We start from the raw sequence: 17816 nt of genomic DNA, 5'->3' as shown, positions 1-17816 counted from the left end.
ACAAATAGTTAGCAATGCTCAAGTTCTTTGCATACACATTGCGCGAACGGCTAATTAAATCTTAAAAAAACACTCTTATGGCCGATATTTACTCATGATTAAAAAAAACTTAATGTAAGACCGGAAGTGGTGTGGAATCAAACAAACAACATGTAGATTTATTTAACGTTAATCACCGCGACACTAAAGAGCGCTTGCGATTGTTATATAACAATGCTGTAAGTGGCCTATTGGTTACCTATGTATGTATGCTCATTCTATGCTTTGGTTTTGATACGCCTTCAAACCAACATATCAAAACCGCTATATTTATTGCTTTAACCATCTCCCATACACTGCGCCTTATTGACAATATATTGACTAAACGGGCACTTAAAAACAACTCACTTCAGCTCGACTTTGCTAAATGGCGTTTTACGGCGGGGATCATTACTAATAGCCTTATTTGGGCGACCTACAGTGTATTGCTGGTGCCCACCATGGGAAGCTATGAGATTGCTATTTCAGCAATTATCTTATCGGCACTAGCAGGTGGCGCAGTGACTATTTTAGCGGCATCAACAATACTATCTCGCTTCTATGTGACATGCTTATTGATACCTTTTGCTATTGTTGGCTTTAGCAGTACTGTTGAATACTTTTCTTACATTTCATTTTTGGGGTTTGTGTTTTGGGGAGTCATGTTTACTTCGGCTAAAACAATGGGTCATTTTATTACCAACCTATTAAGCCTAGAGGCTGAAAAGACACAAATGTTAAAAGAAATGGAGAATGAAAAATTATTAACAGAACAAAGCAATGACGCTTTAAAAAAAGCCAACAATAAACTAGATAATTACGCGCATGAACTTCAATCTGAGGTGAAAAGAAGAACCGATGAAATTTACCGCCTTTCCAACGTTGATGCTTTAACAAATTTAACTAATCGTGCCGCATTTACTACTCGATTAAGCGAATTGCTCAATAGTGTTAACAATGAACAAAGCCAATATGCCTTGCTGTTTATTGACCTAAATGGCTTTAAAGATGTTAATGATGGCTTTGGACACAAAGTAGGCGACGCTGTGCTTGCAGAAGTTGCAATGAGACTAGAAAATATTGAGCGTAAAGGCCAATCCGATGAAAAAGAGCTACAATCAGCTTGCATGCTTTGCCGGTGGGGAGGAGATGAGTTTTTATTTCTTCACCGCTTTGAAGATATGGCAAGCCTAAATAAGATGATTGCAAGCATTCAGTTTGACATTAATCAGCCAATTTTAATTGCCTCAAACAATGTCAGCTTAGGAGCAAGCATAGGTGTTGCCATCTATCCTGATAACAGTAGACAACCCAGTGACTTGGTTCAATTTGCTGATATCGCCATGTATCACCACAAAAAAATTAACAATGGTAACGCAGTCTTTTTCTCTAAAGGCCTATTTGAAGAATTTCAACAAGACCAAGTTATACGTGATGGCTTAAAAAACGCATTAATTGAAAATGAATTTTCATTAGTTTTTCAGCCAATTATGGACATTCACAACAATACGCCTTGGGCATTTGAAGCCTTATTAAGATGGAATCATAACGGCAAGGTTATTCCCCCTAATGAGTTTATTCCAATTGCAGAAAAAGCAGGACATATCCAGCAGGTTGGCGCTTGGGTCATTAAAACGGCTTGTCAATATGCTTGTGAATGGGAGTTTGCCACACACGAATCAGTGTCAGTCAACGTTTCAGCTGTACAATTGCTAGATGATGCTTTTATCAGCATTTTAGAAGATGCTCTGCAACAAAGTAATTTACCAGCGAATCGATTACATATTGAAATTACCGAAAGTGTGATGTTAGAACGCTGCTCTGAAGTAACAAAAAAATTAGAGTATATTGCAAAGCTCGGCGTGCATATTTCAGTCGATGATTTTGGGACAGGCTATTCATCATTAAGCCAACTACAGTTGATGTCATTTGATGTGATCAAAATGGACCGAACCTTGTTAAAAGGTCTTAGTAAGAGCGACCAAACGATTATTTCAGCCACTAAATTGATTGCAGATGAATTTAATGCATCAACAGTTGCTGAAGGTATAGAAACCGAAAAAGAGCTTTCTATCCTTCGAACTCTGGGTATTCGATACATACAGGGTTACTTTTTTGCAAAGCCGATGTCAAACTATGCGCTACAAAAATGGTGTAAGAGTATCGACAAGCCTGATGGGTAAACAATCACGTAATAAAAAAGACAAATCGTGCGATGAATGTAGCCAAATTAACGATGTTTTATTTAGAATAAAGCTAAGTAATACTTGGCTATTTTTATGTAAAACATGCCAGCAAAAAGCAAAAGCTATGAGCCCCTCATATCAGTATGGAGGCACATGGAAGCAACAAAAACGACACTAGTTTTGCGTCAAGGTTACCACGGCATAGCGCGCTTTTTCTAGACACGCTTGTGTGTTTAATGACAACACAATTAATCCTAGGTATAAGGACATCAGTTTAAGCAAATAAGAATATGCTTGCTCAGTTAAGTCTTTCTCGTCTTGCCCTGCATATTGGTAGTCAAATAATAAATCCGCATCCTCTATAACGAATACCCATTTACTGGTTTCACCTCGCGCCAACAGATTCGAGATATTTTTTTGTGTTGACTGGGTATAGTCTAAAACAAATTGTTTAGCTGAAACAAAACAAACGGGCTTTGCTAATTTATAAGCGATAGCATTTACGATTAACGCGCGCTCAGCAGTCGCATTATCATGCAATGCAAGGATTCTATTTTGTCCACGTTCACCAGCCAATATGATGTCTTTAAGCGTTTGCTGTTGGCTATCACTGATATTTACATCACGTGTGGGTTTGGTAGGGAGAGTTAAAAGTCTAACCGCGTGAAAAGGACCAACATGGTGCTCACTAAAATATTTCGCATAGTCTGGATACGGCATCTTTTTCCCTTATAAAAAATACAATAAAACCATCCTAACAGAGCTTTTTAATGCCCTCAAATGTTACAGCAGTGATCAATAAGTCATAACGAAGGTGTATAATAGCAATGAACACAAGCAAAAGGAGTAGACATGACTATTGAAAATAATGACCAATCATTTTTGAATGAAATGGCGGATGTGACTCCTTTAAAGCCCATCAACAAAGCAGTTGCCTCAAGTAAAAATAGCGAAACCTTAAGTCAACGTCTTAAACGTGAAGCGCTAGAGAAGCAAGTCCTGCTAGATGACAATGGTTTGAGTGTAGAAGGTGTTCAAGAAGTAGACCCTTATGATTATCTGGCTTACAAACAAGATGGCGTACAAGAAGGCGTTTTTAAAAATTTGAGACTGGGTAAATATGATATCGAATCACGTTTAAGCCTTAAAGGAATGAAGTTTGACGATGTCCGCTTGACGCTGTTTAACACGATTATGGAATGTCACGAGCGTGGCGTAAGAACGCTATTGATTGATCATGGCTTGGGCTTAAAATCAAAACCCTTCCCTGGCCTTGTAAAAAGTTACGTCAATCGCTGGTTAACCGAGATTGACGCCGTTATTGCTTTTCATACCGCGCTAAAACAGCACGGCGGGCTTGCAAGTGTTTATGTTTTGCTAAAAAAGCACCCTAACCAGAAGCAAATTAATCGAGAAATACACCAAAAAAGATACTAAGCAATAAACTGTCGAGCATTTCTGAACATTCTCATCCATGGGCTATCTTCACCCCAGCTCTCATCTTGCCATGAATTATTGACACTTCTAAACACACGTTCAGGATGAGGCATCATAATAGTTGAACGTCCATCTTGTGAACACAATCCAGTGATTCCTTGGGGTGAGCCATTAGGATTACTAGGATAATCGTGTGTGATATTGCCGTAGTTATCCACATATTGCATCGACACTTGCTTGTGTTGAAACAAACTTGATTGCTGAGTATCTTGCGAAAATTCAGCACGTCCCTCGCCATGAGAAACCGCAATTGGCATTCTAGAGCCAGCCATGCCAGTCAATAATACTGACTTTGAGTGTTGCACTTCAACCATTGCCGTTCTTGCTTCAAACCTTGCTGAAAGGTTGTTTACAAAATGAGGCCAGTGCTCAGCACTAGGAATAATAGATTTAAGATTTGAAAGCATTTGGCAGCCATTACACACTCCCAAAGAAAAGGTGCTTTGATCTTCAAAGAAACGTGCAAACATTGCTTTCATATAATCATTATAAAGTACAGATTTTGCCCACCCTTCGCCTGCTCCTAATACATCACCATACGAAAATCCGCCACACACAACTAGGCCTGTAAATTGGTCTAAGCTTTGTCGCTGGCTAAATAAATCACTCATATGAACATCAACACAATCAAAGCCAGCTCTTGAAAATGCTGCTGCCATTTCAACGTGTGAATTGACACCTTGCTCTCTTAAAATAGCCAATGGGGGTCGTACACCAGTATTAATATATGGCGCTGCAATATCTTCTTTTACATCAAATGATAGATTGCTGTGCAAGCCTGGGTTTTGGCTATCAGCACGCAGTGCGTGCTCTTGAGCTGCACTACTGGGGTTATCTCGACGCGTTTGCATTGCAAAACTGGTCGCAGACCACATTTTGCGATACTCAGTACGTGTATTTTGCAATATTAAGGTGTCATCAGCATATATGCTGATATCGTCTTTATCCTTTACTGTCGCAATATGGTGGGTATTATCATACAAGCCGGCTTCTTTAAGCATCTGTTCAACTTCATCAAGATGTCCCGACTTTACTTGAATCACTGCACCTAACTCTTCGTTAAACAAAGACTTAGCATAATGACTACCTAATGCTCCTACTTGAATATCAAGCCCTTTGTTACCTGCAAACGCCATTTCAACAAGCGTAGTAAACAAACCGCCGTCACTTTTATCATGATATGCGCTAAGCAGCTTTTTTCTATTCATCTTTTGAATAGTATTGAAGAACGCTTTTAAAGAAGAAGGGCTATCAACATCTGGCGTTTCGAAGCCTAAGGCATTGTATACTTGGGCTAAACATGAGCCACCTAAACGCTGCTTTCCTTTACTTAAATCAATAAGTAAAAGACTATCATGAGCATCTGCTTTTAGTTCTGGTGTAAGCGTATTTCTTACATCGTTAACTGCACCAAAGCCGGTAATTACCAATGATAATGGTGATGTCACTGCTTTATCTATCATCTCACCATCATTATTTGATTCTTGCCATGCAGTTTTCATAGACATCGAATCTTTACCTACTGGTATCGCAAGTCCCAAGGCGGGGCAAAGCTCTTCACCTACAGCTTTAACCGCTTCATATAGGCCAGCATCCTCACCTGGGTGGTTAGCTGCAGCCATCCAGTTAGCAGATAATTTTATACGTTTTAAATCACCAATATCGGCGCTGGCAATATTGGTAAGGGTTTCAGCCACCGCTAAACGCGCAGCTGCGCCATAATTGATTAATGCAACAGGCGTGCGCTCACCCATTGCCATAGCTTCACCGTGATAGGTATCAAATGCCGAGGTAGTTACCGCCACATTTGATACAGGCACTTGCCATGGTCCAACAAATTGGTCTCGAGCAACCATGCCGGTCACGCTTCGATCCCCAATTGTGATTAAAAAGGTTTTATCTGCAATGGTAGGCAAATGCAACAGTCTTGATGCGGCGTCTGCCAAGTCGATATTTTGTCCGTCAAAGTCATCGCCTTTTGCTTGTTGGCTTTGCACTTCACGATGCATTTTAGGTGGCTTACCAAGCAACACATCTAAGGGCATATCAATTGGTTTGTTACCAAACTTTTTATCACTTAGTGTTAAATGTTGTTCTTTTGTCGCTTCCCCTACAACGCTAAAAGGCGCTCTTTCTCGTTCACATATTTGTGAAAACAAGGCTAGGTTCTCAGGCGATACCGACATTACGTAACGCTCTTGCGACTCATTACACCAAATTTCTAAAGGCGACATCCCCGTCTCATCACATGGTACGTCTCGCAATTCAAATACACCGCCACGCTGTGCATCATTTACAAGTTCAGGAAACGCATTAGATAAGCCACCAGCACCTACATCATGAATAAATTGAATAGGGTTTTTATCGCCAAGTTGCCAACACTTATCAATCACTTCTTGGCAACGACGTTCCATTTCTGGGTTTTCACGTTGAACTGATGCAAAATCGAGATCTTGATTAGACTCTCCAGACGCTACTGATGAGGCAGCTCCGCCGCCCAAACCAATATTCATTGCTGGTCCACCCAACGCGATTAATTTAGCACCAACGGTAATTTCACCTTTTTCAATGTGCTGGCGTTTGATATTGCCTAGTCCTCCGGCAAGCATAATGGGCTTATGATACCCGCGCACTTCCTCGCCATTGAAACTGTTAACCTTGTTTTCATAGGTTCTAAAATAACCCAAAATATTAGGACGACCAAATTCGTTATTAAACGCGGCTGCGCCTAGCGGTCCTTCGGTCATGATATTTAGTGCATCTACTATGCGCGAAGGCTTTCCATAAGCCTGTTCCCAAGGTTGAGCTAAATGAGGAATATTTAGATTAGACACGCTAAAGCCTACCAACCCTGCTTTAGGCTTTGAACCGCGGCCAGTTGCGCCTTCGTCTCGAATCTCACCACCTGAGCCTGTCGCCGCACCGGGAAATGGAGATATTGCGGTTGGGTGGTTATGTGTTTCAACTTTCATAAGTACATCAATATCTTCATGATGATATTCATATACATTGCTAAGTGCATTTGGATAAAACCGTCCTGCAGCAAACCCGTCCATTACCGCTGCGTTATCTTTATAAGCTGACGAGACAAACTCAGGCGTCTGTTCAAAGGTATTCTTGATCATTTTAAATAATGATTTAGATTGCGCTTCGCCATCTATCGTCCAATCTGCATTAAATATTTTATGGCGGCAATGTTCTGAATTAGCTTGCGCAAACATATATAATTCGATGTCATTGGGGTTACGCCCAAGGTCTTTAAAAGCGCTTACTAAATAGTCTATTTCATCATCAGCAAGTGCTAGACCTAAATCTTTGTTTGCCATTTCAAGTGCTGCTTTTCCTTGCTCAAGAATATTGACCGACAATAATGGTTTTGCATCATGATGCTCAAATAAGACGCTTGCTTGTTCAAGGTTTTCTAAGACCATTTGCGTCATTCTATCGTGGATAATACCTGCTACTGCGCCTTTATCTTTGGCAGCGAGTCCTGAAAAAGAATACAGCACGCCTCTTTCAATACGTACTATGTCGTTTAGTCCACAATTGTGGGCAATATCGGTCGCTTTACTTGACCAAGGAGATATTGTACCAGCACGAGGCGTCACAACCATTTGAGTCCCATCAACAAGCGCATTTTCTGACTTAGGTCCGTAAGTCAATAAACTTGCTAAGGTCGCCTCATGAGCAGATGTTAATGTTGCTGTTGTATCAATAAAGTGAACATAATTTGCCGAAAGGTCTTCAACTGCTATTCCTAACTCATTTATTTGAGTGAGTAGTTGTCGTTTGGTAAAAGAAGTAAGCATTGAAGAGCCTAACATTGTGAGCATGAGCATGTTCCACCAGTATAATGTTAAAGATAAAGCGCTGAAGGTTATTATTTGACGCAAAACAACGCCAAAAAAACAAGTGCGAGTATAGTGGAATTAGCGTGCTTAAGTAAGAGTAAAAACCCGACTAAATGAATTAATTACAGAATATTTTTCACTATAAATGTAGCGCATTTGTTTTGGATTAGGCACAATCAATGTGAAATTTGCAAGACACTGGGTAAATCAAGACAAATGACAAGCAAACAAAGCCTCCATCAAAACAAGCGCTTCGCCATACTCGGCGTTCACTTAAATAGTGAGAATAGCTTGCGCCGGTGTGTCTTGGGTATGTTGTCGCTTGTGGTCACGGTATTAACCTTAAGTGCATGTCAGCCACATTCTCAAAGCAACGAACTTACTCGTATCATGGACGAAGGTGTGCTGAAAGTAGGATCAATCTATGGCCGTACAACGTATTTTAATGGCCCAATAACGCAAGAAGGTTTTGAATATGAACTTGCCCTAGGTTTTGCAGACTATTTGGGCGTTAGGTTAGAAGTTTACCCATATTACTCTTACGCAGAATTGATTGAACAATTACAGCAAAACCAAGTTGACTTGCTTGCGGCAAATATTACCATGACCGATGCCAGAAAACAGGCATATAAATTTGGCCCAAGTTACCAAACGCTTAATTTTGAATTAGTGTATCAAAAAGGTCGAGACCGGCCCCGCAGTATCGATGATATCGAAGGTAACCTAACCATAATTGCCAATGATATATATCGTGAGCCATTACAATCTAAATTAGAGAACGACCAAAACCTAGTGTGGCAAGAAACCGCCGACAAAGACATTGAAGAACTACTAGAGCTTGTCGCCCTAGGGGAACTTGATTACACCATTGCCGATTCAAACGTCCTTGCTGTAGCAAGGCGTCGTTTTCCAAATCTAGGCATTGGCTTTTCGGTTACCGAAGCACTTGATTTAGGATGGATGCTAAACAAAAGTACCGATGACTCTGTTAGAGCCGCAATGCTTGAATATTTTGGGCAATTACAAACAAGCGGCCAATTAGCAGTACTAGAAGATAAATATTTTGGTCATGTTAGAAGCTTTGATTTTGTCGATACCCGAGCTTTTATGCGTGCGGTCAAAAACAAACTCCCCGAGTACAAAGAGATGTTTGAAATCCACTCAGGAGACATTGATTGGCGTTTTGTTGCCGCAATGGCTTATCAAGAAAGCCACTGGGAACCTGATGCAGTATCACATACCGGCGTTAGAGGTTTGATGATGTTGACACGAGCAACTGCAAAAGACATGAATGTCACAGATAGAACGGACCCAGAACAAAGTATTAGTGGCGGTGCTCAGTATTATGCAAGCCTGCTAAGCAGAATTCCGGCACGTATCCAAGAGCCTGACCGTAAATGGATGGCGCTAGCTGCTTATAATATTGGATTGGGGCATTTGCATGATGCGCGCAAGATAACCGAGCAACAAGGCTACAACCCTGATCTTTGGATTGATGTAAAAAAACATCTGCCCCTATTAAGGCAAAAGAAATACTATAAAAATACACGCTTTGGTTATGCACGAGGTAACGAGGCTGTAAAATATGTAGATAATATTCGTCGATATTATGATAGTCTATTGTGGCTAGAAGAAAACGATGTGCAAAACGATGTAAATGAACAAGACGATCAAAACCAAATTGAATTGAGTGTACCTACCGAAAATGCAACACAAACGTCTGAACAAACAGACGACTAACCTTTTCCAATAATCACATTTCTAAAATATTTGTACCTAATATTGAATTTTGTCAAAAAAACTACATCTAAGTGTAATAAAAGTGGTGTGTTTGTTGCTTAATGTACACCTAAGTGCGAAGAATGTAGAACCAAACAAAAACTAACCCGCACCAAATAACGAAGTAATAAATGGTCCTTCCCTAAACGAGAAAAGAATATTTTTGGGGAGTGAAAGAACACAGGACCGATAAAGGAGAAATTAATGAGAAAAACCAATAGTGCTAGCCGCACAAGACGGCTAAAAAATAATAACCAACGTAGAGTTTTACTAAAAAAGTTACATCAACGTGTTTTGCTTAGAAGAAAACAGTTTGCCAGTTTAGAGCTGAATGAATCATTGCAGGAAGCTTGCTAAACAATCCATTTGCATTGCTATTAATACATGTTCAATTAATCAATCGGGCTGTTTAGCGGCGGTCCTTTTTGCTGCCTTTTTCTTTGCCCTTTTGGCTGAAAAAAGCTTGATAACATCGCACTGCATTCTTGTTGACAGATACCTGATGTAACAATCGCTTTGTGGTTTAGTTTGTCGTGTTCAACAATGTTAGCGATGCTGCCGCATGCCCCTGTTTTATAATCCTTTGTTGCAAAGACTACATGGGCTATTCGGCTATGAACGATTAGCCCTGCACACATCGCACAAGGTTCAAGTGTGACATACAAAGTCGTATTTAATAGACGATAGTTACTTATCGCTTTAGCGGCTTCTCGGATCGCAATCACTTCAGCGTGCAAACTAGGGTCTGTTTGCGTAATTTGTTGATTATACCCGCGCCCTATTACTTTATTGTCTAACACGAGCACCGCACCTACTGGCACTTCGTCAATTGATTCAGCGATTTTTGCTTGCTCTATAGCCAAAGCCATAAAATGCTCATGGTCTTGTATATTTGCTTGTTTCATATTCAGTGCACACTTTTGTGATTGTTTAGGATTTTAGCAATATTCACGAATAATTAGTGAATATTTAATTCATTTAATCATTTTAAATCCGCTTTTATAATTTAAGCTATATATTTCAATAACTTAATAATTGGCAGTCATTTTGCTAATCTTTAATTATATTAATACTCAGTATTCAATAAGACGCACTAAGCACTAATTGAGTCTAGTAAGTAAAATCAGCTTTTATTTGCATGTCATTATTGATATTTTGAGCAAATAAAAATAATAACGTTAATTTGAAGGAAGTATACCTTCGACAAGGGAGAACATTATGGACATGACCGCAGTAGCAATCGTAGGGATTATCGCTTATTCAATCATCAAGATCAGTACCCAAGGAAGCGGCACAAGTGGTAAGAAAAACAAAGCCGTAATTCAGCAAATGGAAGAAGAACATGAACAAATGCGACATGAACTCGCGCAAATGGCCGAACGTGTTCACGTGCTTGAAAAAATAGTAACTGACGAAAAGTACCAACTCAATCGAGAGTTTGAATCGTTAAAAAGCTAACATTTGTTTGAGCTTGTATTGCAATGGTAGCGCAGTATCGACTCTCCCGTTGCTAACACTACACTAGAGTGCAAAGTCCCTCCTACTGACTTAATCATGTTCACTGATGCAAGATTCTCCTTGTGGCAGTGCACATGCGCTGGTTGGATCCCAATTCTACATGCTTCATTCAAGGTCAATTGCAATAGGTATGTGCTTAAGCCTTTTCCTCGATAAGCTGGTCGCACACCTAAGCCGATATGCCCTCCTGCATGAGATAAAGACTCGTTTAAATAATGACGAAGATGAGAGCATGCCACTATCTCATTGTTTTCAATTAACCAATATGTGCTATTAGGTACCAGCCATTCAGGTAATCCAAGGCCCTTTGAATAATCATGTAAAGTATTGATTAACATTTCAAAGTCACCATATTCAAGATCCATTGGGTAAGGATAACGTTCTTCGTCGCCAAGCTCTTTTATGTATTCTCGGTAGCTTGATTCGTAGCTGATATCAGGCGTAATGAGCTGTAGAGTAGAGTTTTGATGCATTATGCATTCAACCTTAAATGTATATAGCCTTAGCTTAGTTTGACTAAGTGAAGCCTTTGCAATGTGTGTAGAACTGAAATGTTATGCACCTTTCGAAAGTGCTAAATATATGATGGGAATGACAAACAACAAAGAAAACTCATTAAAAAACCTCATCGCTACGTTATTAATGAAACGTTGTGATTTCATCCCTTGATACATAAACCAACCTGACACCCCAAAATAAATAAACAATAGCCCAACAAATAGAAGTTTCATATCAAGCCAAGCACCATTAATTCCAAAACCCAATAATAGCCATAAACCAAATACTAATGCCAATGCAAACATCAAAAGCCCAAAACGAAACAACTTCAACGATAGTAGCGCTAAGCTTTCGGTTTCTTTTCCTGAATCAAACGCTATTTTCCAATGTAAAATAACTCTTGGTAATACAAAAACGCATGCCAACCAGCCTATTGCAAATAATAGATGAGCAGTCTTAATAGTAAAATAAATAATTCTCTCCTTCATCTGTAAGGCTTAATAAAGTAAATAAAGTGAATGCGCTGAGTACTTCGTTATATGCGGATGGTTTCAATAATAAATACTCCCCAAATAGAAGGGGCTCGAGCAATCGTAAGTGCAATATAAAGAATAACACACCAAGACAAATGAGCGAAAACGGGTAAAAGTATACTATCCATAAAATGCCTAAATCCTAATGCTGATGAAAAGTTGATTTAAACGGCATAATACCGCGCCCGAATAAGTATTATCTTCATGTTATTGCTTAGCTAACGAATTTTCGGTAAAACCGATTATTAAAGTTAGATTCAAATACATATTAAAACGTTAAAAAATATCAAAGTTAACTAATTAAGTTGCCACATAAGGCTTATCTAAGAGGAATATATCTTTATAAACTTGAAGCCGAGAGTGCGACATAAAAAGAAACCTAGGTCATTATATTAACTGCAAACACCGCGGCTGAATATCCAATGACCCTCGGCCACTTATACTCAGTCATTGCTTTTAACATCAGCAAGGGAACAAAAAAATAACTTGTTTCGAAAAAATAGATAATCCAGGTTTTCCATTCCAACGATATGATTACTATTGATACAAACCACATGATTACGGCTGGAATTATAACGAAGGCAAAAGAAGTAAATCCATCTATGTAGCCTTCTTTGTCTAAAAGCTTAAAAAGAGCCCAAACCAAAAAAGCGGTTATTCCTATTTGTATCATTTTTAATATCCTTATACTTACTGAGTTGAAAGTACCCAATTATTGGCTTATACCTCCCGATTATTGCAATAAAGCTCTATCAATTAGGCACCATAATTTTTGTTATGCATCATTTTGACAACGTCGTGAGTCTATTCTCATATTGACAAACGTGCCAACATCTCGATCTGATGCTGACATATCGAAATTGATATGCTTACCCGATAGTAATTGCTCTTTGAAAAAAGGGTCGGCACAGATATAAGCCAAAATATAAGGTTTATAACTCACAGCAGGATTTGGAAGGCCACTGGAATCAAACTTTATAGAAACACTATCCTCTTTATTTTCAAAGTGAATTAGTACTGTTGAAACGCCCTCAATGTTAAACAAAGCCTCGTCAAAGTACTCGCTTAGTTTGGCTTCTCTTTCGGCGTTTTTAAAAAAACCAACTATCAAAAAAACGATAGCACCACTTAAGTACAAAAAGAATTTAAACAGTTTTTTATTGTCATTCGTCATAATTCGCCTTGCATTGCTTCATAGCACAAATGTGAGCATCGTTGCCGGCTCTTAGCAATGCCCGTCTCAAGCTTTTGTTAAATGCGAATGACATTTAAAACTCCTTAGACACATTAAGATAATGGCAATAGAATATAAGCTTAGTAATCCCCCTAATATAATCATCGACATGATATTGTCCTGATATACATAGCTCAAAATCGAATAAAGAAAACCACCGAAAACTCCCAAAACCGATACAAAGATAACAACATATAGGGAGAACTTTGTGTACTCTTCCGCAAAACATGCAAATAGAAATAAAATGGCCATGTACAAAATTAAAATAGCGACTTCCTCGGTCAAGCCTCTATAGCCATTTGATCCCGTGATTACAAATACAGCTAAAACTATAGGCATACCTAGAAAGAAAATAAGGCCTTTCAAGTCTCGAAGATGCTGAGGGCTCGTCAAAAATGCCTTTGCAGATGGCCCCTTCAATCCGTAATAGTTAAACATACGATAACACCTTATAATTCATAAGGGCAGACCATAACACGTTAGATAAGCGGCGGAACATTGCTTTTGTATTATGCTAGTACTCATCGTGTTGTTCGATTCTGTCCAATTTGGCAGTGTCCGCTTGAATTTTTTTGTTAAATGGCCGAGCCATAAACTTCCACCTAATCAAACTCATGATTTTTCCAACCTTGGAACCCCATACACAATCCATCGCCATTTGGTGCTAATTCAACTTCAGACACTACTTCAGACTTCTCGTTGAATATACGTTGAATCAATACATATTGTGCTAAATGACCTGAATCTACCTCTAAATCAGATACTCCATCAAACATCATCATTACGGCATAAAGAGTTTTCTCTATAGAATCAATTGCAACTGCTCTTTCACTTTCGGTCAACATATCTGGAAGCTTCGAAATCTGATCATCTCTAGCATTTAAAATAAGTTGTGAGCCAAATGTATTGGCTGCGTCTATCCATCTTTGATTAGCCTCAGCGCTCCAATCTTGAAATTTCTTCAAATGCTCGCACTCTTTAACATATAAAGCCTTAACGAGAGGCAAGTCGCGTGAAGCGCAGGTCGTCCTATGAAGACTCTTAGAGCCGTAATGATCTCTATCATCTTGTTAGGTACCCTCCCCAATCTTACTGATTGATGTTGTCGGGCATAAACCATCAGATTGCTTCCAGTTGACAATGATTTTCATTTCCAACTTTGATTGCATGTCATATCTGACAAACGCAGTATATTTTTCATCGCTTTGTTCTGTTTCCAGCACGGTGTGTAAAAATGAATAGTTACCATGAGCCTGTTCGATAATCAATTCTACGCTGCGAAATTCTTTCTTACTTAAGTCTTTTTCAATTTCTATATGGTAACCGTCCAGCTTCTGATCATAGGAGATTGAAACTAAGTTATCATATTCCGCACTCTTTTCGGGAAACATGCATACACTTGCGGAATTCATGCAGCAAAGAAATAAAAATAAAAAGCGAATCATAATTGTATGCCTAACACCAAATTAAGCGGCCGTTCCTCGCGCTTGGCAATGCCCGCTTGAATTTCCTTGCTATATTCTATATACACTAGATCATCCATTTCTTAACCTGCTCGAGAAGATTTATGCTTGCCCTACCGAGTATAATTTCCATATCCTCTCCAGAGAACAATGGACCAAAACGGAAAATCCCTCTAAAGCTTAATAATCTATTCAAATACTCTCGCCATGTTACAGACTCAGAAACTCTAAACACTTTTAAGGTCTTATTTGATTTTGCGTTATAGATACGAGAAACCAATTTTATCTTGGGTCGCCAGAACAAGGGTAAACCAAAACCATCAAAGTTTAAGGTAAACATGTCACCGCCTCTGTTGCCGACAACGATGACGTCTAAAATCAAATCACTCGTGCTTGGTTCAGTAACTTCTGAGAATTTTTGGAGTGCAAAGATGCTACTGAGCTGATTCCTTATAGAATCATCCAAGTCCGAAAAACCAAACGAAAAGAAGGACTCTATGCTAGCAAGGTTATCGTCGGGAGCGACTGCGAGAGTCCCAACATATAAGTTTCGCGGTTCTTTTTTCAGAAACGTAGAAAACATCCTCACTCCATCTTTTGTATATAACACCGAATTAAGCGGTGGGCTTGCCACAGCCGATACAACAACCGAGTTAAACCGCGCCCTTCTTCATTTGTTTTGCTAGGTGCTACTCTATGCACTTTACTTCCTTATTGTTTATTTGGCAAAGCTCTGAATCTGAAGCTTTTACAAATAAATCACCAACCTTTATATCTTTTGGTGTTTTTATCCTCTTTAAGCTTTTGTCATTTCATCCACAAACTTTCGATTCCCCATCATGCAAAATAACCTTATCTTTGCTTATAAAGAATATAGTCGTGTTACCTAGTTCAAACAAATTCGTACTATTACACTTACCAACCATGGAGTTGCCATTGTCAAAGGTAATAAAGTACTGCACCACGGCTTCTCGATGAAATGGCATGAATCTGAAATAGCTTTCTTCTCCATCTTTCAGTGACCAAGTATTCGCCTTTTCATCATCCAATTTCAACATCACTTCTTTTATTTGTGACCCAGAGCTGTTCACGACATTAATGTTAGGCATGCCTACTTTATAAAATGATATAATCACCACAGCCACGATTAACAGTATTGTTCTAGTTAACCTATTTCCAAACATCCTATTCTCCATAGCAAATAAAACCTAGATAGGCGGCAGAATATCGACCTTGTATTACGTCCGTCCTAATCCATTTGTTAAATTTCGGTTGCAGCATAAACCTCGAATTCGCTAATCTTATAAAAGCATTCGTCATCAATAATATCCTTATCCCAATCCACATCGATTAATTCAGGGAAGCCAAAGTATGGGTGATATTTAACTTCTGCACTATGTGAAAGCCTAATCGCTTTTTCTACCTGCACAAAAACATCGTCAATTTTTAACGATTCGTTTGCAGGTGTTTGCCCAATTGGAAACTCAAAATCACGACCTTTTTCATGTTCAATCTTATATGAAAATAGCATCATGCAGCCATAAGTACTTATATAGTGATACGATACTGGCTGCGTTTTCTCCCACAATTCTTTATTCAACGCCAACTCTGAAAGTTTAACCTGGTTGCTTTCATCCAAATAAGACATAACCCATGCTCCCAATAGGAAAATGGTAAGGATGACAATTGCTGCAATTGTAATAGGATTACGTGAGTCCAATAACACCTCTAGAAATCTAACACTAATTTAAGCGGTGCTGGCCGCACTTACCAATGTCCGCTTCAATTTTTTTGTTATATTTCACAGTCTTTCCTATCCCGCTTTACTGTGAATTGATAGAGAACATCAACGATGTCCATTTGGTCATATTTCGCATCGGATTCTATAAACGATATGAATTCTCTTGGAAGAGCCTTAGGGTTCAATGAGGTGCAGTGAGCGAGCTTGGACTTACTCGATATTGCCTGATGGTAAGAGCCAATACTATGACCTAAAACTAGAGTTATGCATGATGCAATAGCTCCTTTTTCATCTAACTCGTCGTGGGCTCCAGCACAAACATTCTTCCAATAATTACCATCTCCGAGCGAAAAAGCTGTTGCATTTGACTCTGACGCAAATACTATTAACAAAGCAAAACAAACTATCCTCAAAACAACCTCCGCGCAATATACCCCCCGCATAACAGGCAAGTTTATGGGTCGGCACATTGAGCGAATCGAAGGCCGCACGTAAAATTGTCCCCTCGACTAAAGGCAGTGCGTTGATGCGATTGTTATACTGCTTCAGGTTTCGATAAAACATCCCATGTATCCTTGCGTTAAGCATTTTGGTAAAACAATACTCGTTTTGCGGTGAGAAAACAACTAAAGTATGACAGCGAGAATCAAACCTTATACGCTCACGAACCCGAAAAAAGTATCTGACAGGAAGATAAGAGTGACTTTTGAGAGAACGAGTTGTTGATAATTTAAATATACTTTTACTACATTACATCCACTATTTTTACAGGAACGAAGTTCTTTGTGATGAATTTAAAAAGCCTCATCTCTTTAATAAAGTCCGGTCGTGTAAGTTGCACCTCAAGGAGCTCGTACCCAACTAACTTTACTCCGAGAATATGTTTCTTATCATCAGCTGCGTAATATGTCATCCATTCAACACTATCCTTTTTGAAATCGTAGCCCAATAGATAAAGTGAGCCATCGCCCAAATACGCGACACTATGCTCGTTTGGCTTGGGCTTTAACAATGAATAAATTGGCGGCAGCAATGGTGAGATGAAAAAAATAATGAGTAACACCTTAAAATCTATCGAATCAACCACACTCGCCGCGGCAAAGATAATGAAATTCATTGCAAGAATGTTCAAGTAACCAACAATGAAATCTTTAACTTTTAATCTCTGAATAGACAGTGAAGTAAGCCCATCAGAGCTATTTACATTAAACATATATAACACCCCGCATAACCGGAGGCTCTGCACGCAACGGCACGGAAAGACTTCCGAGCGAGCGCAGCGAGGGCAATGATGCGTTTGTTATGTTGCTTGACTCTATCGCGGTTTTGATTAAACAATCCATGTCTGTCTGCGTTATCCATTTTGCTAAAACAATACTCGATTCAACCTGATACTACAACTGAGGTTTGCCAGCGGGGAACAAACATTATGCGCCCGCGAAACCGAAAAAGCGTCTCTGATAGGAAGATTAGAGTGACTCTTGAAAGAACGAGCTTT

The 17816-nt window shown here is 39.2% G+C and carries 17 protein-coding genes; 4 read left to right on the top strand and 13 right to left on the bottom strand.

What is annotated here, in order from left to right:
* Positions 1-131: 131 nt before the first annotated feature.
* Positions 132-2201 (top strand): putative bifunctional diguanylate cyclase/phosphodiesterase, encoded by a 2070-nt coding sequence (locus ACZ1G6_RS04590; protein WP_472618268.1) that lies wholly within the window; start codon positions 132-134, stop codon positions 2199-2201.
* Between the two features lie 177 nt (positions 2202-2378).
* Here ACZ1G6_RS04590 and ACZ1G6_RS04585 read toward each other — a convergent pair whose 3' ends face one another.
* Positions 2379-2924 carry an AAA family ATPase gene (locus ACZ1G6_RS04585; protein ID WP_472618267.1) on the bottom strand — a complete coding sequence of 182 codons (546 nt, stop codon included), beginning with the start codon at positions 2922-2924 and terminating at the stop codon, positions 2379-2381.
* 132 nt (positions 2925-3056) lie between these two features.
* Between ACZ1G6_RS04585 and smrA the strand changes: the two genes are divergently transcribed.
* Positions 3057-3641 (top strand): DNA endonuclease SmrA, encoded by a 585-nt coding sequence (smrA, locus tag ACZ1G6_RS04580; RefSeq protein ID WP_472618266.1) that lies wholly within the window; start codon positions 3057-3059, stop codon positions 3639-3641.
* Here the strand turns inward: smrA and purL are convergent.
* Positions 3638-7534: a phosphoribosylformylglycinamidine synthase gene (purL, locus tag ACZ1G6_RS04575; protein ID WP_472618265.1), complete on the bottom strand. Its 3897-nt coding sequence runs from the start codon at positions 7532-7534 to the stop codon at positions 3638-3640. The two genes, smrA and purL, sit on opposite strands and share 4 nt — an antisense overlap.
* A gap of 234 nt (positions 7535-7768) precedes the next feature.
* Between purL and mltF the strand changes: the two genes are divergently transcribed.
* Positions 7769-9292, top strand: coding sequence for a membrane-bound lytic murein transglycosylase MltF (mltF, locus tag ACZ1G6_RS04570; protein ID WP_472618264.1), 1524 nt, complete (start codon positions 7769-7771; stop codon positions 9290-9292).
* Positions 9293-9723: 431 nt separating this feature from the next.
* Here mltF and tadA read toward each other — a convergent pair whose 3' ends face one another.
* Complete coding sequence (gene tadA, locus ACZ1G6_RS04565) at positions 9724-10236, bottom strand: tRNA adenosine(34) deaminase TadA (RefSeq protein ID WP_472618263.1); 513 nt, start codon at positions 10234-10236, stop codon at positions 9724-9726.
* Positions 10237-10549: 313 nt separating this feature from the next.
* Here tadA and ACZ1G6_RS04560 point away from each other — a divergent pair, with 313 nt between their 5' ends.
* Positions 10550-10789 (top strand): hypothetical protein, encoded by a 240-nt coding sequence (locus tag ACZ1G6_RS04560; protein ID WP_472618262.1) that lies wholly within the window; start codon positions 10550-10552, stop codon positions 10787-10789.
* On the opposite strand, the gene ACZ1G6_RS04555 is transcribed toward ACZ1G6_RS04560, so the two are convergent.
* From ACZ1G6_RS04555 to ACZ1G6_RS04510, 10 genes are all read right to left on the bottom strand, one after another.
* The gene (locus ACZ1G6_RS04555) at positions 10786-11322 is read right to left on the bottom strand and encodes a GNAT family N-acetyltransferase (protein ID WP_472618261.1); all 537 of its coding nucleotides are present in this window, start codon (positions 11320-11322) and stop codon (positions 10786-10788) included. The two genes, ACZ1G6_RS04560 and ACZ1G6_RS04555, sit on opposite strands and share 4 nt — an antisense overlap.
* Positions 11323-11403: 81 nt before the next feature.
* Positions 11404-11835 (bottom strand): CopD family protein, encoded by a 432-nt coding sequence (locus tag ACZ1G6_RS04550; protein ID WP_472618260.1) that lies wholly within the window; start codon positions 11833-11835, stop codon positions 11404-11406.
* Between the two features lie 47 nt (positions 11836-11882).
* Entirely contained in the window at positions 11883-12008 is a 126-nt protein-coding gene (locus ACZ1G6_RS04545) for a hypothetical protein (RefSeq protein WP_472618259.1), read from the bottom strand.
* A gap of 647 nt (positions 12009-12655) precedes the next feature.
* Positions 12656-13054, bottom strand: a complete 399-nt coding sequence (locus ACZ1G6_RS04540; RefSeq protein ID WP_472618258.1) for a hypothetical protein — start codon at positions 13052-13054, stop codon at positions 12656-12658.
* Positions 13055-13716: 662 nt separating this feature from the next.
* Positions 13717-14079: a hypothetical protein gene (locus tag ACZ1G6_RS04535; protein WP_472618257.1), complete on the bottom strand. Its 363-nt coding sequence runs from the start codon at positions 14077-14079 to the stop codon at positions 13717-13719.
* 105 nt (positions 14080-14184) lie between these two features.
* Complete coding sequence (locus ACZ1G6_RS04530; protein WP_472618256.1) at positions 14185-14559, bottom strand: hypothetical protein; 375 nt, start codon at positions 14557-14559, stop codon at positions 14185-14187.
* Between the two features lie 85 nt (positions 14560-14644).
* Positions 14645-15043 carry a hypothetical protein gene (locus ACZ1G6_RS04525; RefSeq protein ID WP_472618255.1) on the bottom strand — a complete coding sequence of 133 codons (399 nt, stop codon included), beginning with the start codon at positions 15041-15043 and terminating at the stop codon, positions 14645-14647.
* 346 nt (positions 15044-15389) lie between these two features.
* Positions 15390-15761, bottom strand: a complete 372-nt coding sequence (locus ACZ1G6_RS04520; protein ID WP_472618254.1) for a hypothetical protein — start codon at positions 15759-15761, stop codon at positions 15390-15392.
* Between the two features lie 77 nt (positions 15762-15838).
* The gene (locus ACZ1G6_RS04515) at positions 15839-16225 is read right to left on the bottom strand and encodes a DUF6174 domain-containing protein (protein WP_472618253.1); all 387 of its coding nucleotides are present in this window, start codon (positions 16223-16225) and stop codon (positions 15839-15841) included.
* Between the two features lie 838 nt (positions 16226-17063).
* Complete coding sequence (locus ACZ1G6_RS04510) at positions 17064-17531, bottom strand: hypothetical protein (RefSeq protein ID WP_472618252.1); 468 nt, start codon at positions 17529-17531, stop codon at positions 17064-17066.
* Positions 17532-17816: the final 285 nt, after the last annotated feature.

This window comes from Glaciecola sp. HA4-3 (genome assembly GCF_055693685.1).
This window is presented reverse-complemented; position numbering and strand designations above follow the sequence as displayed.